15 protein-coding genes and 2 pseudogenes are annotated in these 24,589 nt (G+C 74.7%); 6 read left to right on the top strand and 11 right to left on the bottom strand.

Going from position 1 to position 24,589, the window contains the following annotated elements:
• Positions 1–94: 94 nt before the first annotated feature.
• The gene (locus CS2_RS07770) at positions 95–508 is read right to left on the bottom strand and encodes an NUDIX hydrolase (RefSeq protein ID WP_046529561.1); all 414 of its coding nucleotides are present in this window, start codon (positions 506–508) and stop codon (positions 95–97) included.
• Positions 509–690: 182 nt separating this feature from the next.
• Here CS2_RS07770 and CS2_RS07765 point away from each other — a divergent pair, with 182 nt between their 5' ends.
• The gene (locus CS2_RS07765; RefSeq protein ID WP_082739959.1) at positions 691–1,686 is read left to right on the top strand and encodes a sulfite exporter TauE/SafE family protein; all 996 of its coding nucleotides are present in this window, start codon (positions 691–693) and stop codon (positions 1,684–1,686) included.
• Positions 1,687–1,795: 109 nt separating this feature from the next.
• Here CS2_RS07765 and hemL read toward each other — a convergent pair whose 3' ends face one another.
• The 6 genes from hemL to hemE form a co-directional block, all read right to left on the bottom strand.
• Positions 1,796–3,172: a glutamate-1-semialdehyde 2,1-aminomutase gene (hemL, locus tag CS2_RS07760; protein ID WP_070319537.1), complete on the bottom strand. Its 1,377-nt coding sequence runs from the start codon at positions 3,170–3,172 to the stop codon at positions 1,796–1,798.
• Positions 3,172–4,164, bottom strand: a complete 993-nt coding sequence (hemB, locus tag CS2_RS07755; protein WP_062103829.1) for a porphobilinogen synthase — start codon at positions 4,162–4,164, stop codon at positions 3,172–3,174. The genes hemL and hemB overlap by 1 nt, the downstream gene beginning before the upstream one ends.
• Positions 4,161–5,435 (bottom strand): uroporphyrinogen-III synthase, encoded by a 1,275-nt coding sequence (locus CS2_RS07750; RefSeq protein WP_070319536.1) that lies wholly within the window; start codon positions 5,433–5,435, stop codon positions 4,161–4,163. The genes hemB and CS2_RS07750 overlap by 4 nt, the downstream gene beginning before the upstream one ends.
• Positions 5,432–6,454, bottom strand: a complete 1,023-nt coding sequence (gene hemC, locus CS2_RS07745) for a hydroxymethylbilane synthase (protein ID WP_070319535.1) — start codon at positions 6,452–6,454, stop codon at positions 5,432–5,434. Before hemC ends, CS2_RS07750 begins: the two co-directional genes overlap by 4 nt.
• A 203-nt stretch (positions 6,455–6,657) precedes the next feature.
• Positions 6,658–8,178, bottom strand: a complete 1,521-nt coding sequence (locus CS2_RS07740) for a protoporphyrinogen/coproporphyrinogen oxidase (RefSeq protein WP_233421108.1) — start codon at positions 8,176–8,178, stop codon at positions 6,658–6,660.
• The gene (hemE, locus tag CS2_RS07735; RefSeq protein ID WP_070319534.1) at positions 8,175–9,239 is read right to left on the bottom strand and encodes a uroporphyrinogen decarboxylase; all 1,065 of its coding nucleotides are present in this window, start codon (positions 9,237–9,239) and stop codon (positions 8,175–8,177) included. The genes CS2_RS07740 and hemE overlap by 4 nt, the downstream gene beginning before the upstream one ends.
• A gap of 47 nt (positions 9,240–9,286) precedes the next feature.
• Between hemE and CS2_RS07730 the strand changes: the two genes are divergently transcribed.
• On the top strand, positions 9,287–10,630 hold the full coding sequence (locus CS2_RS07730; RefSeq protein WP_070319533.1) for a glutamyl-tRNA reductase: 1,344 nt from the start codon (positions 9,287–9,289) through the stop codon (positions 10,628–10,630).
• Between the two features lie 315 nt (positions 10,631–10,945).
• Here CS2_RS07730 and CS2_RS07725 read toward each other — a convergent pair whose 3' ends face one another.
• Both CS2_RS07725 and purB read right to left on the bottom strand, forming a co-directional pair.
• Complete coding sequence (locus tag CS2_RS07725; RefSeq protein WP_233421109.1) at positions 10,946–11,800, bottom strand: UCP033725 family protein; 855 nt, start codon at positions 11,798–11,800, stop codon at positions 10,946–10,948.
• A gap of 207 nt (positions 11,801–12,007) precedes the next feature.
• The gene (purB, locus tag CS2_RS07720; protein WP_070319532.1) at positions 12,008–13,456 is read right to left on the bottom strand and encodes an adenylosuccinate lyase; all 1,449 of its coding nucleotides are present in this window, start codon (positions 13,454–13,456) and stop codon (positions 12,008–12,010) included.
• Between the two features lie 229 nt (positions 13,457–13,685).
• Between purB and CS2_RS07715 the strand changes: the two genes are divergently transcribed.
• The 3 genes and pseudogenes from CS2_RS07715 to CS2_RS07705 all read left to right on the top strand — a co-directional run bounded on the left by CS2_RS07715 (position 13,686) and on the right by CS2_RS07705 (position 22,650).
• Positions 13,686–21,419, top strand: coding sequence for a DNRLRE domain-containing protein (locus CS2_RS07715; RefSeq protein ID WP_070319531.1), 7,734 nt, complete (start codon positions 13,686–13,688; stop codon positions 21,417–21,419).
• A 13-nt stretch (positions 21,420–21,432) separates the two neighbouring features.
• Positions 21,433–21,912 carry a hypothetical protein gene (locus CS2_RS07710; protein ID WP_070319530.1) on the top strand — a complete coding sequence of 160 codons (480 nt, stop codon included), beginning with the start codon at positions 21,433–21,435 and terminating at the stop codon, positions 21,910–21,912.
• 115 nt (positions 21,913–22,027) lie between these two features.
• Positions 22,028–22,650: pseudogene (locus tag CS2_RS07705) on the top strand (DDE-type integrase/transposase/recombinase).
• Here the strand turns inward: CS2_RS07705 and CS2_RS19520 are convergent.
• A pseudogene (locus tag CS2_RS19520) lies at positions 22,647–22,929 on the bottom strand (integrase core domain-containing protein); the annotation flags it as partial. The pseudogenes CS2_RS07705 and CS2_RS19520 overlap by 4 nt on opposite strands.
• A 99-nt stretch (positions 22,930–23,028) precedes the next feature.
• On the opposite strand from CS2_RS19520, the gene CS2_RS19515 reads away from it, so the two are divergent.
• A complete protein-coding gene (locus CS2_RS19515) occupies positions 23,029–23,304 on the top strand; it encodes a hypothetical protein (RefSeq protein WP_070319529.1) in 276 nt (91 codons plus the stop codon).
• A 122-nt stretch (positions 23,305–23,426) separates the two neighbouring features.
• On the opposite strand, the gene CS2_RS07695 is transcribed toward CS2_RS19515, so the two are convergent.
• Positions 23,427–24,554, bottom strand: a complete 1,128-nt coding sequence (locus tag CS2_RS07695) for a class I SAM-dependent methyltransferase (RefSeq protein WP_082739958.1) — start codon at positions 24,552–24,554, stop codon at positions 23,427–23,429.
• Between the last annotated feature and the right edge of the window lie 35 nt (positions 24,555–24,589).

The raw sequence follows: 24,589 nt of genomic DNA, 5'->3' as shown, positions 1-24,589 counted from the left end.
GCGGCGACCTCAGACGGCGCACGGCCAACCGCTGACGGTGGCGCGGCGACCCCCGACGGTCGCGCGGCAACCCCGGGCCGGGCGCCCGGCGTCGTCAGGGTCGGGGCGAGGCCTGCAGCAGGGGCAGCACGCGGTCGCGCAGCAGAGGCGCGAGGTCGGGCGGCAGCGGGGCGTCGGGGTCGAGCCAGCGCAGCTCGGCGATCTCGGCGCCGACCGCGACGGGCGCGTCGAGCGCGTGCTCGAAGACGTCGGCCTCGACCTCGAACCCGTCCTCGTTCGCCGCGGCGGCACGCAGGACGCCGAGGGGGCGCAGCGTCTCGACGCGCAGCGTGAGGCCGACCTCCTCCTGCACCTCGCGCACCGCGGTCTGCGCGGGCGTCTCGCCGGTCTCGGGCTTGCCCCCGGGGAGCATGAACCGCGACGTGCCGCGCTTGCGCACCGTCAGCACCGCGCCCGTCGCGTCCCGCAGCACCACGGCGCTGACCCTGATCACTCCCGCGGTCGTCACGGCGGACGACCCTACGCCCCGTGCCGTGCCGCCGCGCCGTCCGCTCACGAGACGGCGTCTCAGGATGCGACCGATCCTTGAAATCCCGCTAACCAGGTCGGAATTATCAGCAAGGTACGGACAACCGCCCGTGCGCGTCACCCGCTCCCGGCCTCCCCGCCGGCCGCCCCGAGGTGGTCCCCGTGCCCTCCTTGATCCTCCTGGCCCTCGTCGGCCTCGCCGCACAGCTCGTCGACGGCAGCCTCGGCATGGCCTACGGCGTCACCTCGACGACGCTCCTGCTCGCGATCGGCACCAACCCGGCCGCGGCCTCCGCCACCGTCCACCTCGCCGAGATCGGCACGACGCTCGCGTCCGGCGTCTCGCACTGGCGGTTCGGCAACGTCGACTGGAAGGTCGTCCTGCGCATCGGCGTCCCCGGCGCCGTCGGCGCGTTCGCCGGTGCGACGTTCCTGTCGAACCTCTCGACCGACGCCGCCAAGCCCGTGATGTCCCTGCTGCTGCTCGCGCTCGGCGTCTACCTGCTCGTGCGTTTCACGCTCAAGGGCCTGCGCACCGACCGCCAGCACCTGCCGCTGCGCAAGCGGTTCCTCGCGCCGCTCGGCGTGTTCGCCGGGTTCGTCGACGCCACGGGCGGTGGCGGCTGGGGCCCCGTCGGCACGCCCGCGCTGCTCGCGTCCGGGCGGCTCGAGCCCCGCAAGGTCGTCGGCTCGATCGACACGTCCGAGTTCCTCGTCGCGCTCGCCGCGAGCCTCGGCTTCCTGTTCTCGCTCGGCTCGCAGGGCATCGACTTCACGTGGGTCGCCGCGCTGCTCATCGGCGGGTTGATCGCGGCGCCCTTCGCCGCGTGGCTCGTGCGCAAGGTCCCCGGCCGCGTGCTCGGCTCGGCTGTCGGCGGCGTCATCGTGCTCACCAACACCCGCACGCTGCTGCGCTCCGACTGGGTCGGCGTCGGTGACACCCCCACCGAGGGGCTCGTGCTCGCGGCCATCGCGCTCGTGTGGGTCGCGGCCGTGACGTGGTCGGTCCGCGCCTACCGCCTCGACCTCGCAGCCGGGCGCGGCGCCGCGACGACGGCCCACGGGCCGGCGGAGGACGCGGACGCGCCCGGCACGTCGTCGCACGCCCCGCAGGCCGTCGACGCGGAGTCGGCCTCTCCGGTCGCGCCGCGCGCCTGACGCGGCACCCTCGAACGGTGGAGGGCCGGCCCGGCGCACCTGTCCGGAGCCGGGCCGGCCCTGCCACCCGCGCGCGGGCGGCCCGGATCCCGGGCCGCCCGCGTCCGCGTCACTCGGGACGCGTGGCCTCCGCGGCGGCGCGCGCCGCACCCGGCAGCGCCTCGACCACGCGGTCCAGCACCTCGTCGTCGTGCGCCGCGGACAAGAACCACGCCTCGAACGCCGACGGCGGCGCGAGCACGCCCGCGTCGAGCAGCGCGTGGAAGAACGGCGCGTACCGCCAGTGCTCGGACGCCTGCACGCCCGCGTAGTCGCGCGCGCCCTCGGCGGCGGCGCGCTCGCCGAACACGATGCTGAACAGGCTGCCCGCCCACTGGATCGCGTGCGGCACGCCGGCCTGCACGAGCGCGCCCGAGACCTCGCGTCGCAGCCGCGCGGCCGCCGCGTCGACGCGCGCGTACACGTCGCCGTCCGCGAGCCGGAGCGTCGCCAGCCCCGCGGCCGTCGCGACCGGGTTCCCCGACAGCGTGCCCGCCTGGTACACGGGCCCGAGCGGCGCGAGCTGGTCCATGACGTCCGCGCGACCGCCGACCGCGGCGACGGGCAGCCCGCCGCCGATCACCTTGCCGAACGTCAGCAGGTCGGGCGCCCACTGCTCGGCGGCGCCCTCGAGGCCCCACCACCCGGCCGGACCCACGCGGAAGCCCGTGAGCACCTCGTCCTGCACGAGCAGCGCGCCGTGCTCCGACGTCAGGCGCCGCAGCTCGCGGTTGAACCCGGGCAGCGGCGGGACGACGCCCATGTTGGCGGGCGCCGCCTCGGTGATGACCGCGGCGATCGAGCCGCCGTGCTCGGCGAACGCCGTGCGCAGCGCGTCCAGGTCGTTGTACGGCACGACGATCGTCTCGGCCGCGACGGCCGCCGTGACGCCCGCGGACCCGGGCAGCGCGAGCGTCGCGACGCCCGACCCCGCCTGCGCGAGCAGCGCGTCGACGTGCCCGTGGTAGCAGCCCGCGAACTTCACGACCTTGTCGCGGCCCGTCCACGCGCGCGCCAGCCGCAGCGCGGTCATGGTCGCCTCGGTGCCCGTCGACACCAGACGCACCCGCTCGGCCGCGGGCACGCGTGCGCGCACCTCGTCGACCAGCTCGACCTCGGTCGTCGTCGGCGCGCCGAAGCCCAGGCCCCGCGCGGCCGCGCGCTGCACGGCGTCGACGACCTCGGGGTGCGCGTGGCCCAGCAGCGCCGGGCCCCACGACCCGACGAGGTCGACGTACGTGCGCCCGTCGACGTCGGTCACGTGCGCGCCCGCCGCCGACGCGAGGAACCGGGGCGTGCCGCCCACCGAGCCGTACGCCCGCACGGGGGAGTTCACGCCGCCCGGGATGACGGCGGTCGCGTGCTCGAACGCCGCGGTGCTGCTGCCCGTCCACGCCGGGCCGTCCACGGGGCCGGCTGCACCCGCGACGTCGTCCACCTGCGTCATCACCGCTCCTCCGCCAGCCACCCGGCCAGCTCCGTCGCCCAGTAGGTCAGGATCGCATCGGCGCCCGCGCGGCGGATGCTGAGCACCGACTCGGTGATGGCACCCCTGCGGGTGATCCACCCCTGCGCGGCCGCGGCCTCGATCATCGCGTACTCGCCCGACACCTGGTACGCCCAGACGGGCACCGGTGACGTCGCGGCGACGTCGGCGAGCACGTCGAGGTACGACATCGCGGGCTTCACCATGACGACGTCCGCGCCCTCGGCCACGTCGATCGCGACCTCGCGCGCGGCCTCCCGGCGGTTCGCCGGGTCCATCTGGTAGCTGCGGCGGTCGCCGTCGAGCTGCGACTCGACCGCCTCGCGGAACGGCCCGTAGAACGCCGACGCGTACTTCGCGGCGTACGCGAGCACGGCGACGTCGGTGTGGCCGGCCGCGTCGAGCGCGTCCCGGACGACACCCGTCTGGCCGTCCATCATGCCGCTGAGCCCGACCAGGTGGGCGCCCGCCTCGGCCTGCGCGACGGCCATCGCCGCGTACCGCTCGAGCGTCGCGTCGTTGTCGACCGCGCCGCTCGGGGTGAGCACGCCGCAGTGGCCGTGGTCGGTGAACTCGTCGAGGCACAGGTCGGCCTGCACCACGAGGTCGTCGCCGACCTCCGCGACCACGTCGGCCACGGCGACGTTGAGGATCCCGTCGGGGTCGGTCGCGCCCGTGCCCGTCGCGTCGCGGTGCGCCGGCACGCCGAACAGCATGATCCCGCCGAGCCCGGCCTCGACCGCGCGCGCGGCCTCCTGCCGCAGCGAGTCGCGCGTGTGCTGCAGCACGCCCGGCATCGAGCCGAGCGGGCGGGGCGCGTCGAGGCCCTCGCGCACGAACACCGGCAGCACGAGGTCGGCCGGGTGCAGGCGCGTCTGGGCGGCGAGGCGGCGCAGGGCGGGCGTGCGGCGCAGGCGGCGCGGGCGCAGCCGGCCGGGTGAGGGGGTGGTCATGCGGGGTCCTCCGCGGGGGTGGGGGGTGCGGACGGGGCGGGTGCAGGGGTGACCGACGGGGCAGGGGCGGGGGCGTCGGGTGCGGGTGCGCCGGGCGCAGCGCCGGTGCGCGTGACGACGTCGGTGAGCGCCGCGACGAGCCCGGCGAGGGTCTGCCGCTCCGCGACCGCGTCGACGCGCAGCCCCAGGCGCCGGGCCTCGGCTTCGGTGCTGGGGCCGATGACGACGACGAGCGTCGCGGGCGGCGGGGGCCCGAGGTGGTCGAGCAGCGCGCGCACCGTGCTGGCCGACGTGAGCAGCGCGGCGTGCACGTCGCCGGCGTGCCACGCCCGCGCGACGTCGGGGTCCGGCGGACCGGCGGGGACCGTGCGGTAGACGACGAGGTCGTCGACGTGCCAGCCGGCCTCGGTGAGCCCGTCGGCGAACGTCGGCGCGGCGAGGTCCCCGCGGGGGAACAGCACGCGCCGGGCCACGACGTCGTCGGTCCGCCGCGCGGCCGGGCGCAGCTCGCGCACGTCCGCCCCACCGGCCGGTCCCAGGTCCTCGTCGCCCGCGTCCGCCGTCCCCCCGCGCCGCCGGTCGCCCAGCGCCGCGAACCCGTCATCGGTCGCGTCGACGGTGACGGCCGAGCGACCGGTCGCGGGGTCGACGTGGGAGGCGCCCGGGTCCGGGAGCGCCACGAGCGCCGCGACGAGGTCGACGGCCGTCGAGCGCACGGGCGGGACGACGTCGACGGGCACGCCCAGGGCCTCGAGCGCGCGCGCCGTGCCCGGGCCGACGGCCGCGACGCGCACGCCCGCGCGTGCGACGACCGCCGCCAGACCGTCGTCGTGCGCCGCGGCACGCTCGGCGAGCACGGCGACCGCCGCCTGGCTCGTGACGGCGAGCCACCCGTACCAGCCCGCACCGAGCGCGAGCAGCGCGTCGTCGAGCGGCGTGAGGTCGTCGACGGGCAGCGTGCGGACGAGCGGCACGACGAGCGGCTCGGCTCCGGCCGTCGCCAGGGCGACCGCCGCCGGGCTCGTGCGGCCCGGTCCCGTGCCCGCCTCGAGCGGAGGCTGTGGCACCAGCACGCGCCACCCCGCGAGCTCCGGCGAGGGGCGGCGTGCGCTCGCGGGCCGCTCGGACGTCGTGCCGTCGGGGGTCGCGGCCTCGGGCGTGGTGCTGTCGGGCGCGGCGGCGTCGGACGTGGTCTCGTCGGGTGTCGCGACGTGGCGCGGTGCGGCGTCGGACGTGGACCCGTCGAACGCGCCGGCGGCGCCGGGCGTCATCGCACCGGTCCGAGAGGTGCGAGGTCGGCCGCGCCCGCGTCGAGCAGGTCCTCGGCGAGCCGGCGGCCCAGGCGGTCGGCAGCGGCGTCGTCGTCGCCCGGACCCCGGGCGCCCAGCCGCAGCACGCGTGCGCCGTCGACCGCCGCGACGACCGCGTCGAGCACGAGCTCGCCCGTCGCGTCGTCGAGCCGCCCCCACGCGCCGATCGGGGCGGCGCACCCGGCCTCGAGGCGGGCGAGCACGGCACGCTCGGCGACGACCGCGCGGCGGGTCGGGGCATGGTCGAGCGCGCGCAGCGCGTCCGCGAGCGGCGTGGCCGCCTCGGCGTCGGTGGTGCGCACCTCGACCGCGAGGGCACCCTGCCCGGGGGCCGGGGCCAGCACGGCGGGGTCGAACCACTCGGTCACGGCGTCGAGCCGCCCGAGGCGGCCGAGCCCCGCGGCGGCCAGCACGACCGCGTCGAGGTCGCCGCGCGGCGCGTCGGTGCCGACGCCCGGGTGCGGTGCCGCGCCGTGGTCGCCGGTGGCGACGGTGGTCGGGTCGAGCCCGCGCACGCGGCCCAGGCGGGTGCCGACGTTGCCGCGGATGTCGACGACGTCGAGGTCGGGGCGCAGCGCGCGCAGCTGGGCGGCCCGCCGCGGCGAGCCCGTGCCGACGCGGGCACCGGCGGGCAGCGTCGCGAGCGTGAGCCCGTCGCGCGCGCACAGCGCGTCGCGTGCGTCGGCGCGCTCGGGCACCGCGGCGATCACGAGGCCGTCGGCCGGGCCCGTGGGCAGGTCCTTGAGCGAGTGGACCGCGACGTCGCAGCGGCCGTCGAGCAGCGCGTCGCGCAGCGCGGTCACGAACACGCCCGTGCCGCCCAGGCTCGCGAGCGACGCGCGGGTGCGGTCGCCCTCCGTGCGCACGCGCACGGTGTCGACCGCGAGGTCGCCGAGCGCGGCGAGCGCGTCGGCCACGTGGCCCGTCTGCGTGAGGGCCAGGGCGCTCGCGCGCGTGCCGATCCGGACGTCCTGGGGCATGTGTCCAGTGTCGTCCGCGGGTGCGCGGATGTCGAAACAGGGGCGAAGGTCCAGGTGGCCGCGAAATGCGTCTGCCGGATCGTTCTGACAATGCGTCAGGTCGGTGCGTCGGGCGTCGGCAGAATGTGACGCACGACATTCCTGTGAGTATTTCTGACAGGTCGTCAGATCCCTGGCGAAAATGCGTCCGCGACCGCCCGGCGTCAGGCGGGTGCGTCGCCCGCCACCAGCGAGCGCGCGGCCGCCCGCGCGTCCGGCACGACCGACGCCAAGCCGTTGCCGGCCGCCCAGGCGCCGCACACCGCGACCCCCGGCAGGCCCGCGACCGCCGCCCGGACCGCCGCCACGGCCTCCCGGTGCGCGGTGCTCGGGCGCGGCAGCGACTGCGTCCACCGCACCACCGCCGACCCGGCGAGCGCGCCGCGGTCGAGACGCACGCCCAGCAGGGTCGACGCGTCCCGCAGCGCGAGGTCGACCAGCGCGTCGCCCGTCGGCAGGTCCGCCGGGGCGGCGCTCGCGTCGTGGTCGGCGCCGGGGTCGGCGCCCGCCCCGGCCGCGCGCCCGTACGACAGCCGCACGACGTGCCGACCCGGGCCCGCCGACTCCGCGGCCCAGCCCCACTTGGCCGTCGCGTGCGTGAGCGCCTTCGCGCGGACGTCGTCGACCCCCGGCCCCACCAGCACGCCCGTGCCGCGCGGCGCCGCGTCGAGCACGGGCGCGTCGAGCACGAGCGTCACGAGCGTCACGGGCGCGCCGGCGTCGAGCTGCACGTCGCCCAGGGACGTGCCGTCCAGCCCGTCGAGCAGGCGTGCCGCACCCGGTGCGGCGACCACCAGCCGCGCCGTGCGCAGCTCGCGCGCCGGGCGCGGCGGCTTGTGCCGGTCCTGCGTGCCGACGACGAGCGTGCCGTCCTCCGCGCGCTCGACCGACGCCGCGCTCGTGCGGGTCAGGACCACGCCGCCGTGCGCGGTGACGTCCGCGACGAGCGCGTCCACCAGCCGGTGCAGACCACCCGCGACGCCCTCGACCGCGGTGCCCGCCGGGGCGGCCGCGCGCAGCCGTCGCACGCCGCGCGCGAGCGACCCGCGCTCCGCCGCGGCCGCCTCGCGCAGCCCGGGCGCGGCGGTGTCGACCGCGAGGTCGTCGGGGTCGGCCGCGTGCACGCCACCCACCACCGGGTGCACGAGCCGGTCGACCACCGCGGCACCCATGCGCGCCCGCACCAGCCCGCCGAGGGTCGTCTCGCGCGCGCCCACGCGCGCCGGCAGCACGAGGTCGAGCAGTGCCCGCAGCGCACCCGGCGTGCCGAGCGTGCGCCGCACGTCGGGCGCCCACGGGTGCGCGGGGACGCCGAGCAGCCCCGTGCGCGGCAGCGGGCCGTCGCCGCTGGTCAGGTGCACCCACGCGCCGCGCGGCTGCGGTGCGACGACGTCGTCCGCGAGGCCCAGGCCGGCCAGCAGCGCCGCCACCGAGCCGTTCCGCGTCGCGTACGACTCGGCGCCCGCGTCGAGCGTCAGCCCCGCGACCTCGTGCGCCCGCACGACCCCGCCGGGTGCGTCCCGCTCGTCGATCACGAGCGTGCGCAGGCCCGCGTGCACGAGCTCGCGCGCCGCCACCAGGCCCGCGACGCCGGCCCCGACCACGACCGCCTCCCAGGCGGGCGCGGACCCGGCCTCGGGCGGCGTCGCGTCGGTCCCGGGCGCGGTGGCGGCGGCGTCGGTCACGGCGCGTGGACCAGCTCGACCAGGCGCGTCAGGACCGTCGGGTCCGTCTCGGGTGGCACGCCGTGCCCCAGGTTCACGACGTGCCCGGGGGCGGACCGCCCGCGCCGCACGACGTCGCGCACGTGCGCCTCGAGCACGTCCCACGGCGCCGCGAGCAGCGCGGGGTCGACGTTGCCCTGCAGCGGGGTCCCGCCGCCCAGGCGGCGCGACGCCTCGTCGAGCGGCACGCGGTAGTCGACGCCCATGACGTCGGCTCCCGCGTCGCGCATCGCGACCAGCAGCTCGCCCGTCGCGACGCCGAAGTGCACCGTGCGCACGCCCAGGGCGCGGACCCGCGTCAGCACCTGCGCCGACGCGGGCGCGCAGTGCGCGGTGTAGTCCGCGAGCGACAGCGCGCCGGCCCAGGAGTCGAAGAGCTGCCCCGCGCTCGCGCCGGCGAGCACCTGCGCCTCGAGGAACGCGCCCGACATCTCGGCGGCCCACGCCATGAGCGCCGACCAGGCCGCGGGGTCGGCGTGCATGAGGCGCCGTGCGGCGAGGTGGTCGCGCGACGGACCACCCTCGACGAGGTACGCGGCGAGCGTGAACGGCGCGCCCGCGAAGCCGACGAGCGGCGTGCCGCCGAGCGCCGCGACCGTGCGGGCCACGCCCTCGGCGACGGGCGCGAGGCGTGCGGCGTCGAGCGGGCCCAGGTCGCGCAGCCGCTCGACGTCGTCGAGCGTGCGCACGGGCGAGCCCATGACGGGGCCGGTGCCGGGCACGATCTCGACGTCGACGCCCACGAGCTTGAGCGGCACGACGATGTCCGAGAAGAACACGGCGGCGTCGACGCCGTGGCGACGCACGGGCTGCAGCGTGATCTCGGCAGCCAGGTCCGGGTCGAGGCACGCGTCGAGCATCGCGACGCCCGCGCGGGACTCGCGGTACTCCGGCAGCGACCGGCCGGCCTGGCGCATGAACCACACCGGCAGCCGTTCCGGACGCGTCCCGGAATAGGCGCGCACGAGCGCGGAATCCGTGGTGCGGCCGTCGACGAGGGGATGGTGTGGGGCAAGACTCACGCCGTCGATTGTGCCGGACTTTTCCCGGGATGATTGAATCGGGCCCCGTGGTGCTCCTGTCCCTCGTCGCGAGCCACCACGACCTCGACCTCGCCGTCCTCGAGCGTCTGCAGTCCGACGTCCAGGCAGTCGGCCGGGAGGTGGTCGCCGCGACCCCCGCCGTGACCGGTGCCGTCGTGCTCGCGACGTGCAACCGGTTCGAGCTGTACCTGGACGTCGACGACACCGCGCACACGCCGCGCGCCCGCCGCGCCGTCGCGAAGGCCGTGGCCGCGCGCTCCGGCTACGCGCCCGACGCCGTGGTCGAGCACCTGCGTCCCCTGGTGGGCGGCGACGCGAGCGAGCACCTGTTCGCCGTCGCGTCGGGGCTCGAGTCGATGGTCGTGGGGGAGCGGGAGATCGCCGGGCAGGTGCGCCGCGCGCTCACCACCGCACGCCGCGACGGCACGACGACGTCGACGCTCGAGGCCCTGTTCCAGGCCGCGTCCCGTGCGTCGCGCGCGGTCGAGGCCGCGACGGGGCTCGGGTCGACGGGACGGTCGGTGGTGGGTGTCGCGCTCGACCTGGCGGCGCGCACGCTGCCGCGCGGCGGGGCGACGGGCGCCGCCGTGCCGGCCGTCGACGGGCCGGGCGCGCCCGAGACGGCGGCGGAGGCACCGGACGGGGCCGACTGGCAGGCCGTGCGGTGCGTGCTCATCGGCACCGGCTCGTACGCGGGTGCGAGCCTCGCGGCGCTCAAGGCGCGCGGCGTGCGCGACGTGCGTGTGTTCTCGCCCAGCGGACGTGCCGGGCAGTTCGCGGCGCAGCGCGGCGTCACGGCGCTGCCGGCGGGTGCCGACCTGCTGGCGGAGGTCGCGCAGGCGGACCTGGTGGTCGCGTGCTCGGGCGCGGCGGGTGCCGTGCTGGGGGTCGAGGCGCTCGCCGCGGTGCGGCGCACCGCGCAGCGGCCGCTGACCGTGGTCGACCTGGCGCTGCGGCACGACGTCGACCCCGACGTGCGGACCCTGCCGGGCGTCGCGCTGGTGTCGTTGCAGTCCGTCGCGGAGCACGCTCCGGCCGAGCACGCGGCGCTGCAGCACGCGCGCGACGTCGTCGAGCGGGCCGCCGACGACTTCGAGGCGGACCGGCGCGTCCGCGAGTGGGACCCGGCGGTCGTCGCGGAGCGCACGCGCGTGCTCGGCGGGCTCGAGGCGGCCCTCGACGCGCTGCCGGACGCGAGCCCGGACGACGCGCACGCCCGCTCGCTGCGGCGCCGGGCCCGCGCGCAGCTGCACGGGCCCACGGTCGCGGCGCGGGCCGCGGCGCGGGCGGGCGACGCCGCGGGTTACGCGCGTGCCCTGGCCGAGCTGGCCGCCATCGAGGTTCCCGCGGTCGTGCCGACCCGCGGCTGACGCTCGCGCACGAGCGTCGTGCCGCGCGCGTCGTGCGGTCGTGCCGCGCGTCACCGCGTTCCGCGTCGTGCGGCTGCGTGACGTCGTGCGGCGCCGCGGACGCCAGCCCGGCTGCGTGCAAAAAGCGCACCGGGCCTGGTCGGGGGGGAGGACCAGGCCCGGTGCGGTCTGGGGGGTCAGGCGGCGTCGCGCTGACCGTGACCGGGGCGCTGGGCACAGCGCCGCACGGGTTCGTGCCGGTATGTCATGGATGCTAGTGGAGCGGAGTGCCCCGTGTCCGGGGTTTCGCGGACCAGTTCTCACGCGTTCCCGAGGTCACGAGTGAGCCCAGTGCCGCTGCTGCGCCGCCGGCCCGGGTGCCCACGTGTGCGGGACGACCTGGTTGGTCTGAATGTCGGTGAGCTCGGCCGCGTAGACGATCGCCTCGTACACGCCCGCCTCGACGCGCTCGAGGTGCAGCCGCTCCGCGCGCTCGATGTCGTCGCCCAGGTGCGAGATCCGCGCGACGACGTACCGCTGCGCGTCCTGCCACTGGTCGACCACCCGGACCGACAGGCCGTTCCACCGGGCCGTCAGGTCGAGCTCGAACAGCTCGGTGACGTCCTCGCGCGCGACCCGGCGGTACCACCGGCCCGACGGCGACTGGTGGAACCCCGTCTCGGCGAGCGGCGGGTTGGCGAGCGCCAGCACGACCGTGTGCCCGCCGTCGACCACGTCGGCCTCGAGGTACGCGCCGTGCCACTTGGCGACCGGGCCGACGCACCGCGACAGCGACGCGAGCGAGGGGCGGGGTGCGCCGAGCTGCGTGACGGTCCAGCCCGTGCCGACGTCGCCGTACCGCGCGAGCAGCGTCGACGTGCCGTCGTCGTGCACGCGGATCAGCTCCGCGCCCGGGGGGATGCGCGAGTGGCGCAGCCACCACAGCGGGACGATGTAGCCCGGGACGTCGCGGTACTGCAGCTGGGGCGACGACTCGAACCGCAGGATGTCGATGGATCGGTCGTACGGGCTGAACGGCGACCCGGGGTAGCCGAGACCGTGCACCTCGAAGAGCTGGGCCGGGGTCGTCGCGAACGCCACGTCCTCCGCGCGGACCACGTAACCGGCGATGCGGTCGTGGCCCTGCGTGAGGTGCGCCTGCGTCAGCGACGGGGTGATCGCCTTCTGCATGAGAGTCACGGGAGGGCTTCCTTGCCGGATCGGATGAAGGGGAGGATTCCGACGACGGCGACGATTCTGGCGCCCATCCCGGGCGGATGTCCAGGTGTCGAAGCGCCTCGACGGGGATCGCTCCCACTGACAGGTGAGAAATGATCCGAACGGGTGACGCAGACGAGGGACGATCCGACCCCGAACCGGACAGACCGGGCGGCCCGGCTACCCCAGGTGGGCGACGAGTCGTGCCGCCATCCCGGTGTACGCCGCCGGGGACATGACACGCAGCCGCTCGGTGACGTCCGCGGGCAGCCCGAGACCGTCCACGAAGGCCCGCATGTCCTGCGCCGTGAGGCGGTGGCCGCGCGTCAGCTCCTTGAGGCGCTCGTACGGGTTCTCCATGCCGGGGACCCCCGCGACCGACGCCGCGCGCATGGCCGACTGCACGGCCTCGCCCAGCACCTCCCAGTTCGCGTCGAGCTCGCGCTCGAGCATCGCGCGGTCCACCGCGAGCGCCCGCAGGCCGCGGCGCACGTTGTCGATCGCGAGCAGCGAGTGCCCGAACGCCGGGCCGATGTTGCGCTGCGTCGTGGAGTCCGTGAGGTCGCGCTGCAGGCGGCTCGTGACGAGCGTCGAGGCCAGCGTGTCGAGCAGCGCCGACGAGATCTCGAGGTTCGCCTCGGCGTTCTCGAACCGGATCGGGTTGACCTTGTGCGGCATCGTCGACGAGCCCGTGGCCCCCGCGACGGGGATCTGCGTGAACACGCCCCGGCTGATGTACGTCCACACGTCGGTCGCGAGGTTGTGCAGCACACGGTTGAAGCGCGCGACGTCGGAGTACAGCTCGGCCTGCCAGTCGTGCGACTCGATCTGCGTGGTCAGCGGGTTCCACGTCAGGCCCAGGTGCTCGACGAACGTGCGCGAGACGACCTGCCAGTCCGCGTCCGGCACGGCCGCGAGGTGCGCGCCGTACGTGCCGGTCGCGCCGTTGAGCTTGCCGAGGTACTCGTCGCCCTCGATGCGGCGCAGCTGGCGGCGCAGGCGGTGCGCGAGCACCGCGATCTCCTTGCCGAGCGTCGTCGGCGTCGCCGGCTGGCCGTGCGTGAGCGCGAGCATCGGCACCTCGGCGTGCTCGACGGCGAGCGCCGCGACCTCGTCCGTCAGCGCGACCGCGGCCGGGAACCAGACCTCGCGGACCGCGCCGCGCACCATGAGCGCGTACGACAGGTTGTTGACGTCCTCGCTGGTCAGGGCGAAGTGCACGAGCTCGTTGACCTGCGGCAGCACGGTGTCCGCGCGCAGCGCGTCCGGAGCCGCGGCGATGCGCCGCTTGAGGAAGTACTCGACGGCCTTGACGTCGTGGACCGTCGTGCGCTCGATCTCCGCGAGCTCGGCGACCTCCGCGGCGCCGAACGTCGCGACGACGTCCCGCAGGTACCGCTGCTCGTCGGGCGCGAGCTCGGGGGCGCCCGGGACCACGGCGTGCGACGTCAGGTGGATGACCCACTCGACCTCGACCTCGACGCGCGCGCGGTTCAGCGCGGCCTCCGACAGGTGGTCGACCAGCGGCGCGACCGTCGGCCGGTAGCGGCCGTCGAGCGGGCCGAGGGCGATGGCCGGCGTGACGTCGGCGAGGGGGACGCGGGGCGCGGGGGCGTCGTCGAGCGGCATGGCGCCAGTGTCCCAGAGGCGCCGGTGCCCCGCGCCGACCGCCCGCGCCGCGCGCTGCGTTGGGCCGTTCGGATGACGCGCGCGACGTCGTCCTCCCGTTCCCGCCCGCGGTCCCCCGGGGTGCCGCTAGGTTGCCGCCAGCCGCGACGTCGCGGCTGGTCGCGAGGCGTTCGCGACGGGGGGCCGGGGCCTGGCGAGGGCGACCGGTGTGCGTGGAAGAGATGTGCGCATGGCCGGTCTGCTGACCTCGTTCGGCGTGCCCGCGTCCTGGACGGCCCACGTCCCGGTGACCGCGTTCGCCGTCGCCGCGGTGTTCGTCGTCTCCGGAGCGGCTCCTGTCGCGGCGCAGCCGCCGGAGCCGGCGTCGCCCGGCCCCGCGCCCGCGGCGACGTCGGAGACGTCGGCACCGCTGACCGCTCCGGACGCCGCCACGGCCGCGGCGGTCGCGCGGCTCGAGGACGCCCCGGTGGAGGTCCTCGCCGAGCGCACCGAGTACGGCTCGGTCTTCGTGCTCCCGGACGGCACGCGAGCCGCGGGCCACGGTTCCGGCCCGGTGTGGGTCCGCACCGGCGGCGACGGGACGCAGGAGGCGGACTGGGCGGCGGTCGACCTCACGCTCGAGCGCGGTGAGGACGGTGCCGTGGCCCCGGTCGCGCAGAGCGGTGACCTGACCTTCGCGGGAGCGTCCGACGCCGCCGACGGCGTGGACCTCGTCGCCATGACGGACCCCGCGACGGGGACCCGCACGGCGGTCCGCTGGGAGGGCCCGCTCCCGGAGCCCGAGCTGCAGGGGCGTCGCGCCGTCTACGCCGACGTCCGCCCGGGCGTCGACCTCGTCCTCGAGGCCACCAGCACGGGCTTCGAGCAGTTCTTCGTCATCGACGAGCGTCCGGAGCCGGGCACGCGTCCCGACCTGCCGCTGACGGTCACGGCGAGCGGGGACGCGCGGGTCACGGCGGCGGACGACGGCGGCCTCCAGGTCGTCCGCGGCGAGGACGTCCTGGCGACGTCTGCCGTGCCGCTGATGTGGGACGCCGAGGCCGACCAGGACCGCGCCTACCCCGTGACGGAGGACAGGCCGGCGGAGCAGGCGGACGCGCCCGTGCTGTCGCCGATGCCGGCGTGGGTCATGACGCCCGACCACGAGCCGGCCGGCTCGTCGACCGCGCGCCTCGACCCCGGTGCGGACGTGCCGTCCGTCCCGGTCGTCGGGGACGGCGTCGAGCCGCCCGCCGCGGGGACGGTCGAGGTGGAGCGGGAGGTCGAGCCGGCCGCGGACGGTGCGCTCGAGGTCGCGCTCGCGCCGCAGGACGCCTTCCTGCAGGACCCCGCGACGCAGTTCCCCGTCGTCGTGGACCCGGACGTGAACTTCAACTGGGGCTTCGACACGTACGTCCTGTCCGGCTACTCGAACGACCGCTCGGGCCATGCCGACATGTCGATCGGGACGTACGACGGCGGCGCGCACGTCGCCCGCTCGTTCATCCACTTCCCGACCGGCCACATCGCGGGACGGAACGTCCTGGCCGCGCGGCTCGAGCTGTTCGCGTTCCACTCGTGGTCCTGCCAGCCCCGCAACTGGCAGGTGTGGTCCACGTACGCGGCGGGCCCGGGGTCGACGTGGAACAACCAGCCAGGCTGGGGCGGCCACTACTCCACGTCGTCCGAGACGCGGGGCTACTCGGCGTCGTGCGACGACGGCTGGATCAACGCCGACATCACGTCGATGGCCCGCGACTGGGCCGCGGGCGGCGGCCAGGAGGGGTACGTCGGCATCAAGGCCGAGAACGAGCGCGACAACTACGGCTGGAAGCGCGTCTACCAGGCGAACAACGGTGCGTACATCCCGTCGGTGTGGGTCACGTACAACTCGACGCCGAACGTGCCGACGGGGCTCAACGTGTCGCCCCGCAACGCGACCGCGTACAACGGCGTCTACTGGACGAACACGCTCACCCCGCGGCTCTCCGCGACGGTCAGCGACCCCGACGGCGAGAACGTCGACGCGAACTTCTACCTCTTCCGCGGCGCCGGCACGCACGTGTGGGGGTGGGGCAACGGCCGCAACTCGGGCTTCGTGACCTCGGGCGCGCAGGCCTACAAGGACGTGCCCGCCGGGACTCTCGTCGACCAGGAGACGTACTTCTTCATGGTCGGCGGCAGCGACTGGAAGCACGAGAGCGCGCCGTCCGCCAGGTTCACGTTCGGCGTGGACACGACGGCACCCACCGCGCCGCTCGTGACCTCCACCGACTACCCCGACGACAACAGGTGGCGGCGCGCACCGGGCACCGCGGGCGTGTTCCGTCTGGCACCGTCCGCGGCCGACGCCTCGATCGTCGAGTACCAGTGGGCGCTCGACAAGGCGCCCGACCCGAACCAGAAGGTGGCCGCGGTCGGGGGCACCGCCCAGTCGCTCACCGTCACGCCCGCGACCGCCGGGCGGCACGTCCTGCAGGTCAGGGCGGTCGACCGGGCGGGGAACGCGTCCCCGGTGCGCAAGTACGCCTTCAACGTCGGGCTGGCCGGGGTGGTGGCCCCCGAGGAGGGGGCGCGGGTCGTGCGGCGGGTGCCGATCCGCGTGCAGGCGGCGGACGGCTACGCCTACGTCAGCTACGAGTGGCGCCGAGGCCCGGACTCGACGACGCGCGCCGCGGTGCCGGTCGGTGACCTCAGCACGTCGGACGGCCGGGTGTGGACCACGACGTGGCAGGCGCTCCCCACCGGTGACGCGTACACGACGTGGGACGTCGGCGCGACGCTGGGGCACGAGGGCGGGCCGGTGCAGGTCCGCGCGCTGGTGTCGGCGTCAGCCGCCGGGACCGCTCCGCAGGAGACGCAGTGGGTGACCCTCACGGTCGACCCCGACGCCGACGGTGCGGCGTCGGCCGACGTCGGCCCGGGCAGCGTCAACCTGCTCACGGGCGACCACACGCTGTCCGTCACCGACGTCGACGAGTTCGGGCTGTCGGTGGTGCGCACCGCGTCCTCGCGCGAGTCCCGTGCGGGTGTGCAGCTGCACGGCGACCGGCTCCCGGAGACGATGCGCGAGGCGCGGGCGGTGACCGACATCGGTCAGCACACCGCGGCGGTCGCGGTCGACACGACGCGGTTCCACGCCGGCACGTCGTCGTTCAAGGTCACCTCGAAGGGCAACGCCGACTCGTACGCCTCCCTGTACGCGGACACCGGCCCGTTCTCCTCGAACAAGCTCGGACTGCAGGCGGGACGCACGTACCGCGTCTCGACGTGGGTGTACGTCCCCGCGGCCACCGGGCTCACGCCCGACAACCCCCGTGGCCTGGGCATCAACGTCTTCTGGCGCAACGCGGACGGCACGTACAGCAACCCGCCGCTCGTCGGCGCGCGCACCCCGATGCCGACCAAGCGGGACCAGTGGGAGCGGGTCAGCGTCGACGTCACGATCCCGCCGACGGCGACGGAGGCGTTCGCGCGGCTCTACAACGGCTTCACGTCGACGGCCAAGCCGGTCTACTTCGACGACGTCTCGATCCGGGAGACGTGGTCGCCGTTCGGCAAGGAGTGGGCGCTCGGGACCGCCGACGAGTGGTCGGGCACGGCGTACACGCACGTGTCGCGCCCCTACGACGACGTCGCGGCGGTCCACCTGACGGGCGGCGGCGAGATCTGGTTCACGTCCGGCGACGGGCAGAAGTGGTTCCCCGAGCCGGGCGCCGAGACGCTCACGCTGCGCCCCGAGGGCAACGGCTGGCGCCTCACCGAGCTCGACGGGACCTTCAGCCTGTTCACGCGCCCGGGGTCGTCGGGCGACTACGCGATCGCGCAGTCGTCCAGCGCGGTCGCGGAGACCGAGGCGCGGTACGTCTACGCGACGTCGGCGACGGGGCCGGGCCGGCTCGAGCGCATCATCGCGCCTCGCGAGCCCGGGGTGTCGGGCTGCGAGGCCGCCGTGCCCGCGGCCGGCTGCAAGGTCGTGGAGCTGGAGTACGCGACGGCGACGACCGCGGTGGGCGCGACGTTCGGCGACGTCGCGAACCAGGTGCGTGCGGCGTACCTCTGGTCCGCGGAGCCGGGCAAGGCGAGCACGCGCACGGCGGTCGCCGCCTACTCCTACGACTCGCTGGGGCGGCTGCGTCAGGTGTCCGACCCGCGCATCGCTCCCGCGCTCGTCACCACGTACACGTACGACGCGACGGGGCGTCTGGCTTCGGTGGGGGCGCCCGGCGAGAAGCCCTACCGGTACGCCTACGGCCCGGGCGGTGCGCAGCGCACGGGCGCCGGCGACTGGGTCGACGCGGGCGGCGGCCGGCTGCTCACGGCGACGCGCGAGAGCCTCGTGCCGGGGTCGCGGACCGAGGCCGGTCCGGACAACACGACGACCGTGGTCTACGGCGTGCCGCTGACGCGCGGCGCCGGGGGGCCGTACGACCTGGGGCCGGCCGCGCTGGCGACGTGGGCGCAGCAGGACGGCCCCACGGACGCGACGGCGGTGTTCCCGCCGCAGGAGCCGCCGACGGTGACGACCGCGACGGCGTCCGTCCCGGGCCGTGACGGCTACCGTGCCGCGACCGTGCACTACCTCAACGCCTCGGGCAACGAGGTCAACACGGCCTCGCCGGCCGGTGCGGGAGCCCCGGTCGAGGGCTTCGTCGACACGACCGAGTACGACGGCAAGGGGCGCGTGGTCAGGACCCTCGACGCGACCAACCGGCTGATCGCGCTCGGGAAGCTCCCCGAGTCGTCACAGCTCGGCTCGTGGGGGATCACGGGGTCGTCGGCGACGATCGCGCAGGTCCTGGACACCCGGACGTACTACACGCCGGACGACCTGGCGGTGCACGCGACCCGTGGCCCCGCCCAGCGGCTCGCGGTCGGCAACGACCCGAACGCGACGGTCACCGCGCACGCGGCGACGCGGTACGGCTACGACGAGGGTCGCCCGGCGACGGTCGTCGCCTCGCAGCTCACGACGCGTGAGCGGTCGGGCACGGTCGCCCTGGGTGCCGACGTGCGCACGGCCGACTTCCTCGACGGCGCCCTGACCACCTACGGGTACGACCCGCTGGAGGCGGGCGCGGCGGTCACGGGGCCGACGTCGGGCTGGGTGCACAAGCAGCCGACGAGCGTCACGGTCGACGCCGACGGACCGGCGCCGCTGCGTGCGACGACGATCTACGACGTGCGCGGGCGGGTGCTCTCGTCGTCGAAGCCGGGCTCGTCCGGAGCCGACGCCGGCACGGTGCGTTCCGTGCTCTACACCGCCGACGGCTCGGCGGCCGACGCCGCGTGCCGCAACCGGCCGGAGTGGGCCGGGCAGCCGTGCGTCACGCGCTACGCGGGCGCCGTCACGGGGCACGACGCGACGCGCATGCCGGGCCAGCTCACCGAGAAGCGGGTCACCGAGTACAACCGTTTCGGCACCGCGACCCTCACGACCGAGGCCGCCAACGGCCAGACGCGGCAGACGCGGACGGTCGTCGACGCGGCCGACCGGGTCACGGCGGTCGAGATCTCGGGCGGCGCCGGCGCGGGTACGGCGGTGGCCCGGACGACCACGACGTACGACCCGCAGACCGGCGACGTCGTGGCCAACGCGACGGTCGACGCCGCGGGCACGCCGACGGCTGCGGTCGCCAAGGAGTACGACGCGCTCGGCCGGCTCGTGAAGTACACCGACGCGCAGGGCGGCTGGACCGCGACGCAGTACGACCGGTACGGCCAGCCCGTGAAGGTCACCGACTCTATCGGCACGACCCGCGGGTACGAGTACGACCGGACGGCCGACCCGCGCGGGTACGTCACGCGGATCACCGACTCGGTCGGTGGTGCCGTGGTACCCACGTGGGGGCCGGACGGCCAGCTGGAACGCCAGACGCTGCCGGGCGGCGTGACCATGACCTTCGGGTACGACGCGGCGCGGGTGCCCGTGTCCCGGACGTACACGCGTGACTCCGACGGCGCGGTGATCTGGCAGGACTCGGTCGTCGAGAACCACCGGGGCCAGTGGGTGCGCCACACGTCGACCACGGGTGAGCGGACGTACGGCTACGACCGGTACGCCCGCCTGGCCTCGGTGGACGACGTCGGCGCGGTGGGCGCACCGTGCACGTCGCGCCGGTACGGCTACGACGCGCACTCGAACCGCACGTCGTTCTCGACGGCCACCGCGGCGGCGGGGGCGGCCTGCCCCGGGGCCACCGGAGCGACCACCGCGACGTCGACGTACGACTCGGCGGACCGGCTGGTGTCGACGTCGGGCGGCAACGGCCAGGCGTGGGCGTACGACGCGTTCGGCCGGACCACCGCGATGCCGACGGCCGACGGCGCCGGTGTGGCGACGACCGGGTACTTCGTCAACGACCTGGTGGCGACGCAGGAGGTGCCGGGCGCCGAGAAGGCCGCGTGGACGCTGGACCCGTTGCAGCGGTTCTCGACGCAGCGCACGTGGGCGTGGGTGAACGACCAGTGGGCGGCCTCGACCGAGCAGGTCGTGCACTACGACGGCGACGGCGACGAGCCGGGGTGGATCGTGGAGGACGCGACCCGCCCCGACGAGGTGACCCGGTGGGTCGAGGGCGCTGACGGGCAGGTCGCCGTGCAGACCGGTGCCGCGGGCGGGCGGGTGCTGCAGATCGTGGACCTGCACGGCGACGTGGTCGGGACCCTGCCGGTGGACGACGGTGCGTCGGCGGCGTCGTGGTCGGCGCTGCGGTTGTCGTCGTTCGACGAGTTCGGGAACCCGGTGCCGATGAGCGGCGCGGCGTCGTCGAACGCACCGCCGGCGCGGTACGGGTGGCTGGGTGCGGCGCAGCGGTCGGCGGACACGCCGGCGGGCGTGCTGCTGATGGGGGTGCGGCTGTACCACCCGGCGATCGGGCGGTTCCTGCAGGTCGACCCGGTACCGGGTGGGTCGGCCGGCGCGTACGACTACTGCAACGCGGACCCGGTGAACTGCACGGACCTGGGCGGGACGATCGCCTGGGGCAAGGTGCTGGGTGTCGTGGCGGCCGTCGGGGAGGTCGCCTCGATGATCCCCGGGCCGATCGGTGCGGCGTCGGCCGCGGTGTCGGCGGTCGCGTACGCGGCGAACGGCAACAAGGGCAAGGCCCTGGAGATGGGGGTCACGGCCGCGGCCTCGCTCGTGGGCGCGGGCCTGGGTGTCCGTGCGGCCTTCAAGGCGACGTCCGTGTCGGCCAAGCTGGGCCAGCGGGCGAAGCGCGTCGTCGACACGGTCAAACGGGTCGCGGGTCGTGCGTGCTCGTTCGTCCCGGGCACGTTGGTACGGATGGCCGACGGGTCGTTGACGCCCATCGAGGACCTGCAGGTCGGAGACCTCGTCCTGGCTGGTGATCCTCAGACGGGCCAGACGTCGGCCGAGGCGGTCATCACCCCGTTGACGTCGACGGGGGACAAGCACCTCGTGGCGCTGCGGTTCGACGGCGACGTCGAGGCTGTCGTCGCGACCGACAACCACCCGTACTGGGTGCGTGACGCCGGGTGGGTCGCAGCCGGGGAACTGGTCGTCGGCGACACGACGCTCGCGTCGGACGGCGCCGTGCGTACGCTCGTGCAGACCACGGACCTGGGGTGGTTCCAGGACCAGACGGTGCACAACCTGCATGTCGCGGGTGAGCACACGTACTACGTCACCGCTGATCCCGCGCAGGCCGATCAGCTCGTCCACAACGCGGCCGGGCCAGCGTGTGATATCGCCCAGGGGGCGTTGAACAAGCACCTGAGGGGCACGAACGAGCATCGCATCGCGTCGGCGGCCGACCCGAGAGGAAAATCGGTATTCTTTGGGCCGGCTAGTGCGCGCAAAATCGTAGAAATGGCCGTGCGACGAGGCGTTTCGATTGGTTCGGGGGGGCGTAAGATTTGGCGGGCTCCTGTTGCGGTCGGGATGACAGCAAAGGGACGAGTGACGCGGACGGTTATCGTACAGAAGTCGAAACGAGGGTGGCATGGGTTCCCTTACTAACGATGCACTCGTTATGAACGCATTCCTCGAGGTTGCAGTCGGCTCGTGGAGGGTCAAGACCTGGAGTCACCAGGAGAGCCGTAGCCTTGCGGACCGATCGGTGTGGGACTCCGTTGTGAGTGGGCTACCTCTGAGGCTCACGTCTGTCACTAACTCGACGATTCACACGGCATGCGCGTACGAGATCGACTTCGACGGCCGCCCCTCGGGGATTTTCCTCTACCTCTCGACAGTTCTTCCGGCGATGACGATTTTCGAGGAGTCGACGAGGAGATGTCTCGATAGAGACTCGCTTTGCCGGGACGTCGGGGGTGCGATCGTAAGACTAGAGGAGATCGGGTTCCGCTATGTCAACGACAGGCTATGTCGCACCGTGAGTCCCTACCGCGATCCAGAGTTTGACTACCCTCTTGTGTATTTTGAGATGCTCTTCGAGTGGTTCGAGGGTGAAGAGATGTTCAACCCTTCGGATCGGATTGCACCGTGGATCTAGGTGTGACGTCCAGGCAGGTTGTTGGTGGACTCGCCCGTGAGGGTGTGCTGACGCGCGAAGACCTCTGATGTGAAGTGGAGCTGTCGATGAACCGCTTCACGGACCAGAGGCCTTTATGTCCCACGCTAACGCTGCTCTGGCCTCGCGCGCTCGACTGCGCATGGCTCGTCTGATCGTCGAGGAGGGGTGGCCGGTCGCTGTGGCGGCGAAGATGTTCCTGGTCTCGCCGCCCACGGCCCGTAAGTGGGCCGCCCGCTACCGCGACCAGGGCACCGCCGGGATGGTCGACCGCTACCTGCACACCGTCATCGACGACCACTCCCGGGTGGCCTACGTCGAGATGCACGCCGACGAGAAGGCGGCCACCGCGATCGGGGTCCTGCAACGAGCGAGCGCGTGGTTCGCCGAGCGTGGCGTGAGCGTCGAGCGGGTGCTGTCGGACAACGGGTCGGCCTACCGGTCCCACGCCTGGCGCGAGGCCTGCGCCGACCTGCAGATCATCTCCAAGCGCACCCGGCCCTATCGCCCGCAGACCAACGGCAAGATCGAACGCTTCCACCGCACCCTGGCCGACGGCTGGGCCTACGCCCGCTTCTACACCAGCGAGACCGAACGCCGCGCAGCCCTACCCGCCTGGATCCACTTCATCCACTTCTACAATCGCCACCGACTCCACACCGCGCGGTCAGCGGCACGCCCATCAGCAGGATCAACAACCTGCCTGGACATCACATCTAGGTGTTCTGTGTCATGGCGTTGGTGACGCCTGCGTGGAGGCGTGAGGCCGGGGGTCGGTCGCCGGCGGCGGTGTGAGCGCGATGGTACTGGTAGTGGATGTTCCAGGTCGTGATCGCGGCGGCTCGTTCGGCTTCGCTGGTTCCAGACGCGCGCGTGGAGGAGTTCCTCGGCCAGGATCCGGTTGTAGCGCTCGACCTTGCCGCTGTGCCGCGAGGTGTGCGGGCGGATCCGCGGATGCCGGGAGGCGACCGCGGCCACGGTCCTGGTGAACGCGGTGGCCGGTTGACGGATAGTCGAGAGGAGCGGTTGCTCGTGACGTCGAGGTGGGCAGGGAGGGGCGGTAGGGTGCACGACACAAGTGGTCGTGAAATTGGAACGGTGTTCCTCGAGGAGGAGTTTCTCACTCGCCGTCCGGAGCGCGGACCGGGTTTTTATCGAAACGAGAGTGTAACGGTTCCTGCAATTCACCAGCACTACTTGGAGCCGGGTGTCAGATATGACGACGGGATCATCTTCGGTGAGGGGCTCGAGGGGTCGGAGCGGCTCTGGGGCCGCGGGCTCGTCGAGATCGAGGGGGAGTACCTGCCGGTCGTCTGGTGTGGCGAAGCGGAGTCACGCGAGATCGGTCGGCAACTGGTGATGTGGGGGAGTTGAGGGTGTGTTGCGGGCGCGGCCGTTCGTGAGTCGCTCGCGCGCGTAGTTCCGTCGATCGTTCGCCATGCGCTGGCGGTCTCACGCACACTTGCTCAGTCATCAGCGGTAGCGAGCACCCCACGTCACCGTCGCACCGACGCAGTCACCGTGAACTTCGGGTCCCGCCTCACCTGCCGCGTCGGCCCGACGACGCGCTCGAGCACCGGCCGGTACCGCAGGTGGGAGTTCCACACGGCCCACAGCTTGCCGCCGGGGCGCAGCACGCGCGCGGCCTGGGCGAACAGATCGTGGGCGACCTGCGGTGCGATGGTCGCGCCGACGTGGAACGGCGGGTTGAGCAGGACGAGGTCGACGCTCGCGTCGGGCAGGTCGTCGGCGCCGGCGGCGCGCGTGACGCGCACTCGGTCGGCGACGTCGTTCGCGTCCACGGTGGCGCGGGCGGACGCGACGGCGGCGGCGGACTCGTCGGTCGCCACGACGTCGAGGCCGGGGCGCAGGCGGGCGAGCGCGACGGCCAGCACCCCCGTGCCGCAGCCGAGGTCGACGGCCGTCCCGGTGGTCGTCGGCACCGCGTCGAGGTGCCGCAGAAGCGCGCGCGTGCCGATGTCGACGCCGGTACCCGCGAACGCGCCGCCGTGCGCGCAGACGACCAGGCCGAGGTCGGGGTGCTCGGCGCGCTCGGGCCAGCGGCGCGCGGGCCGCTCGGCGGCGGGGCGCGGCGACGACGCGACGAGCGCGCGGGACTTCTGCCGTGCGAGCCGCGCCTCGACCCGGCCCAGGTGCCGCGCGAGCACGTCGTTCATGGCCGTCGTCATGTGCTTGACGCGCCCGCCCGCCACGACCACGACGCCGGGGTGCGCGTGCTCGGCGACGAGCGCCGCGACCTCGTCCAGGGCATCGAGCGCGCGCGGCAGCTGCAGCAGCACGACCCGCGCACCCGCCACGAGGTCCGGTGTCAGCCCGTGCGATGTGAAGCCGCCCAGCCCCAGGCGCTCGGCGTTGGCGTGCAGCGCACGCTCACCGGTCAGCCGGTCCTGGTGCACGCGCACGCCGCTGATCCCGTGCCGCGCGATCGCGCCCAGGGTCAGCGCGCCGTACCGGTCGCCGATCACCACGACGCTCCCGGCGGGTGCGCCCGTGAGCAGCGACGCCGCCTCGTCGAGCAGCAGCCGGTCCGTCGCGTCGACCGCGTGCAGGTTCTCCGCCTCCACGTCGGGGTGACGACGCAGCGCGTCCAGGACGTCGCTCACCGGGCCCACCGCATCACCGGGCGAGGCTAGCAACC

It is taken from the genome of Cellulomonas iranensis NBRC 101100 = JCM 18110 (assembly GCF_001552375.1).
Taxonomy (GTDB): Bacteria; Actinomycetota; Actinomycetes; order Actinomycetales; family Cellulomonadaceae; genus Cellulomonas; species Cellulomonas iranensis.
This window is presented reverse-complemented; position numbering and strand designations above follow the sequence as displayed.

Excerpts from the sequence above, each read along its gene's own strand:
- hemL (WP_070319537.1), bottom strand. The coding sequence starts at position 3,172 with ATGACGCAGGTGGACGACGTCGCGGGTGCAGCCGGCCCCGTGGACGGC.
- CS2_RS07715 (WP_070319531.1), top strand. The coding sequence starts at position 13,686 with ATGGCCGGTCTGCTGACCTCGTTCGGCGTGCCCGCGTCCTGGACGGCC.
- CS2_RS07710 (WP_070319530.1), top strand. The coding sequence starts at position 21,433 with ATGAACGCATTCCTCGAGGTTGCAGTCGGCTCGTGGAGGGTCAAGACC.
- purB (WP_070319532.1), bottom strand. The coding sequence starts at position 13,456 with ATGCCGCTCGACGACGCCCCCGCGCCCCGCGTCCCCCTCGCCGACGTC.
- hemB (WP_062103829.1), bottom strand. The coding sequence starts at position 4,164 with ATGACCACCCCCTCACCCGGCCGGCTGCGCCCGCGCCGCCTGCGCCGC.
- hemC (WP_070319535.1), bottom strand. The coding sequence starts at position 6,454 with ATGCCCCAGGACGTCCGGATCGGCACGCGCGCGAGCGCCCTGGCCCTC.
- CS2_RS07750 (WP_070319536.1), bottom strand. The coding sequence starts at position 5,435 with ATGACGCCCGGCGCCGCCGGCGCGTTCGACGGGTCCACGTCCGACGCC.
- CS2_RS07725 (WP_233421109.1), bottom strand. The coding sequence starts at position 11,800 with ATGCAGAAGGCGATCACCCCGTCGCTGACGCAGGCGCACCTCACGCAG.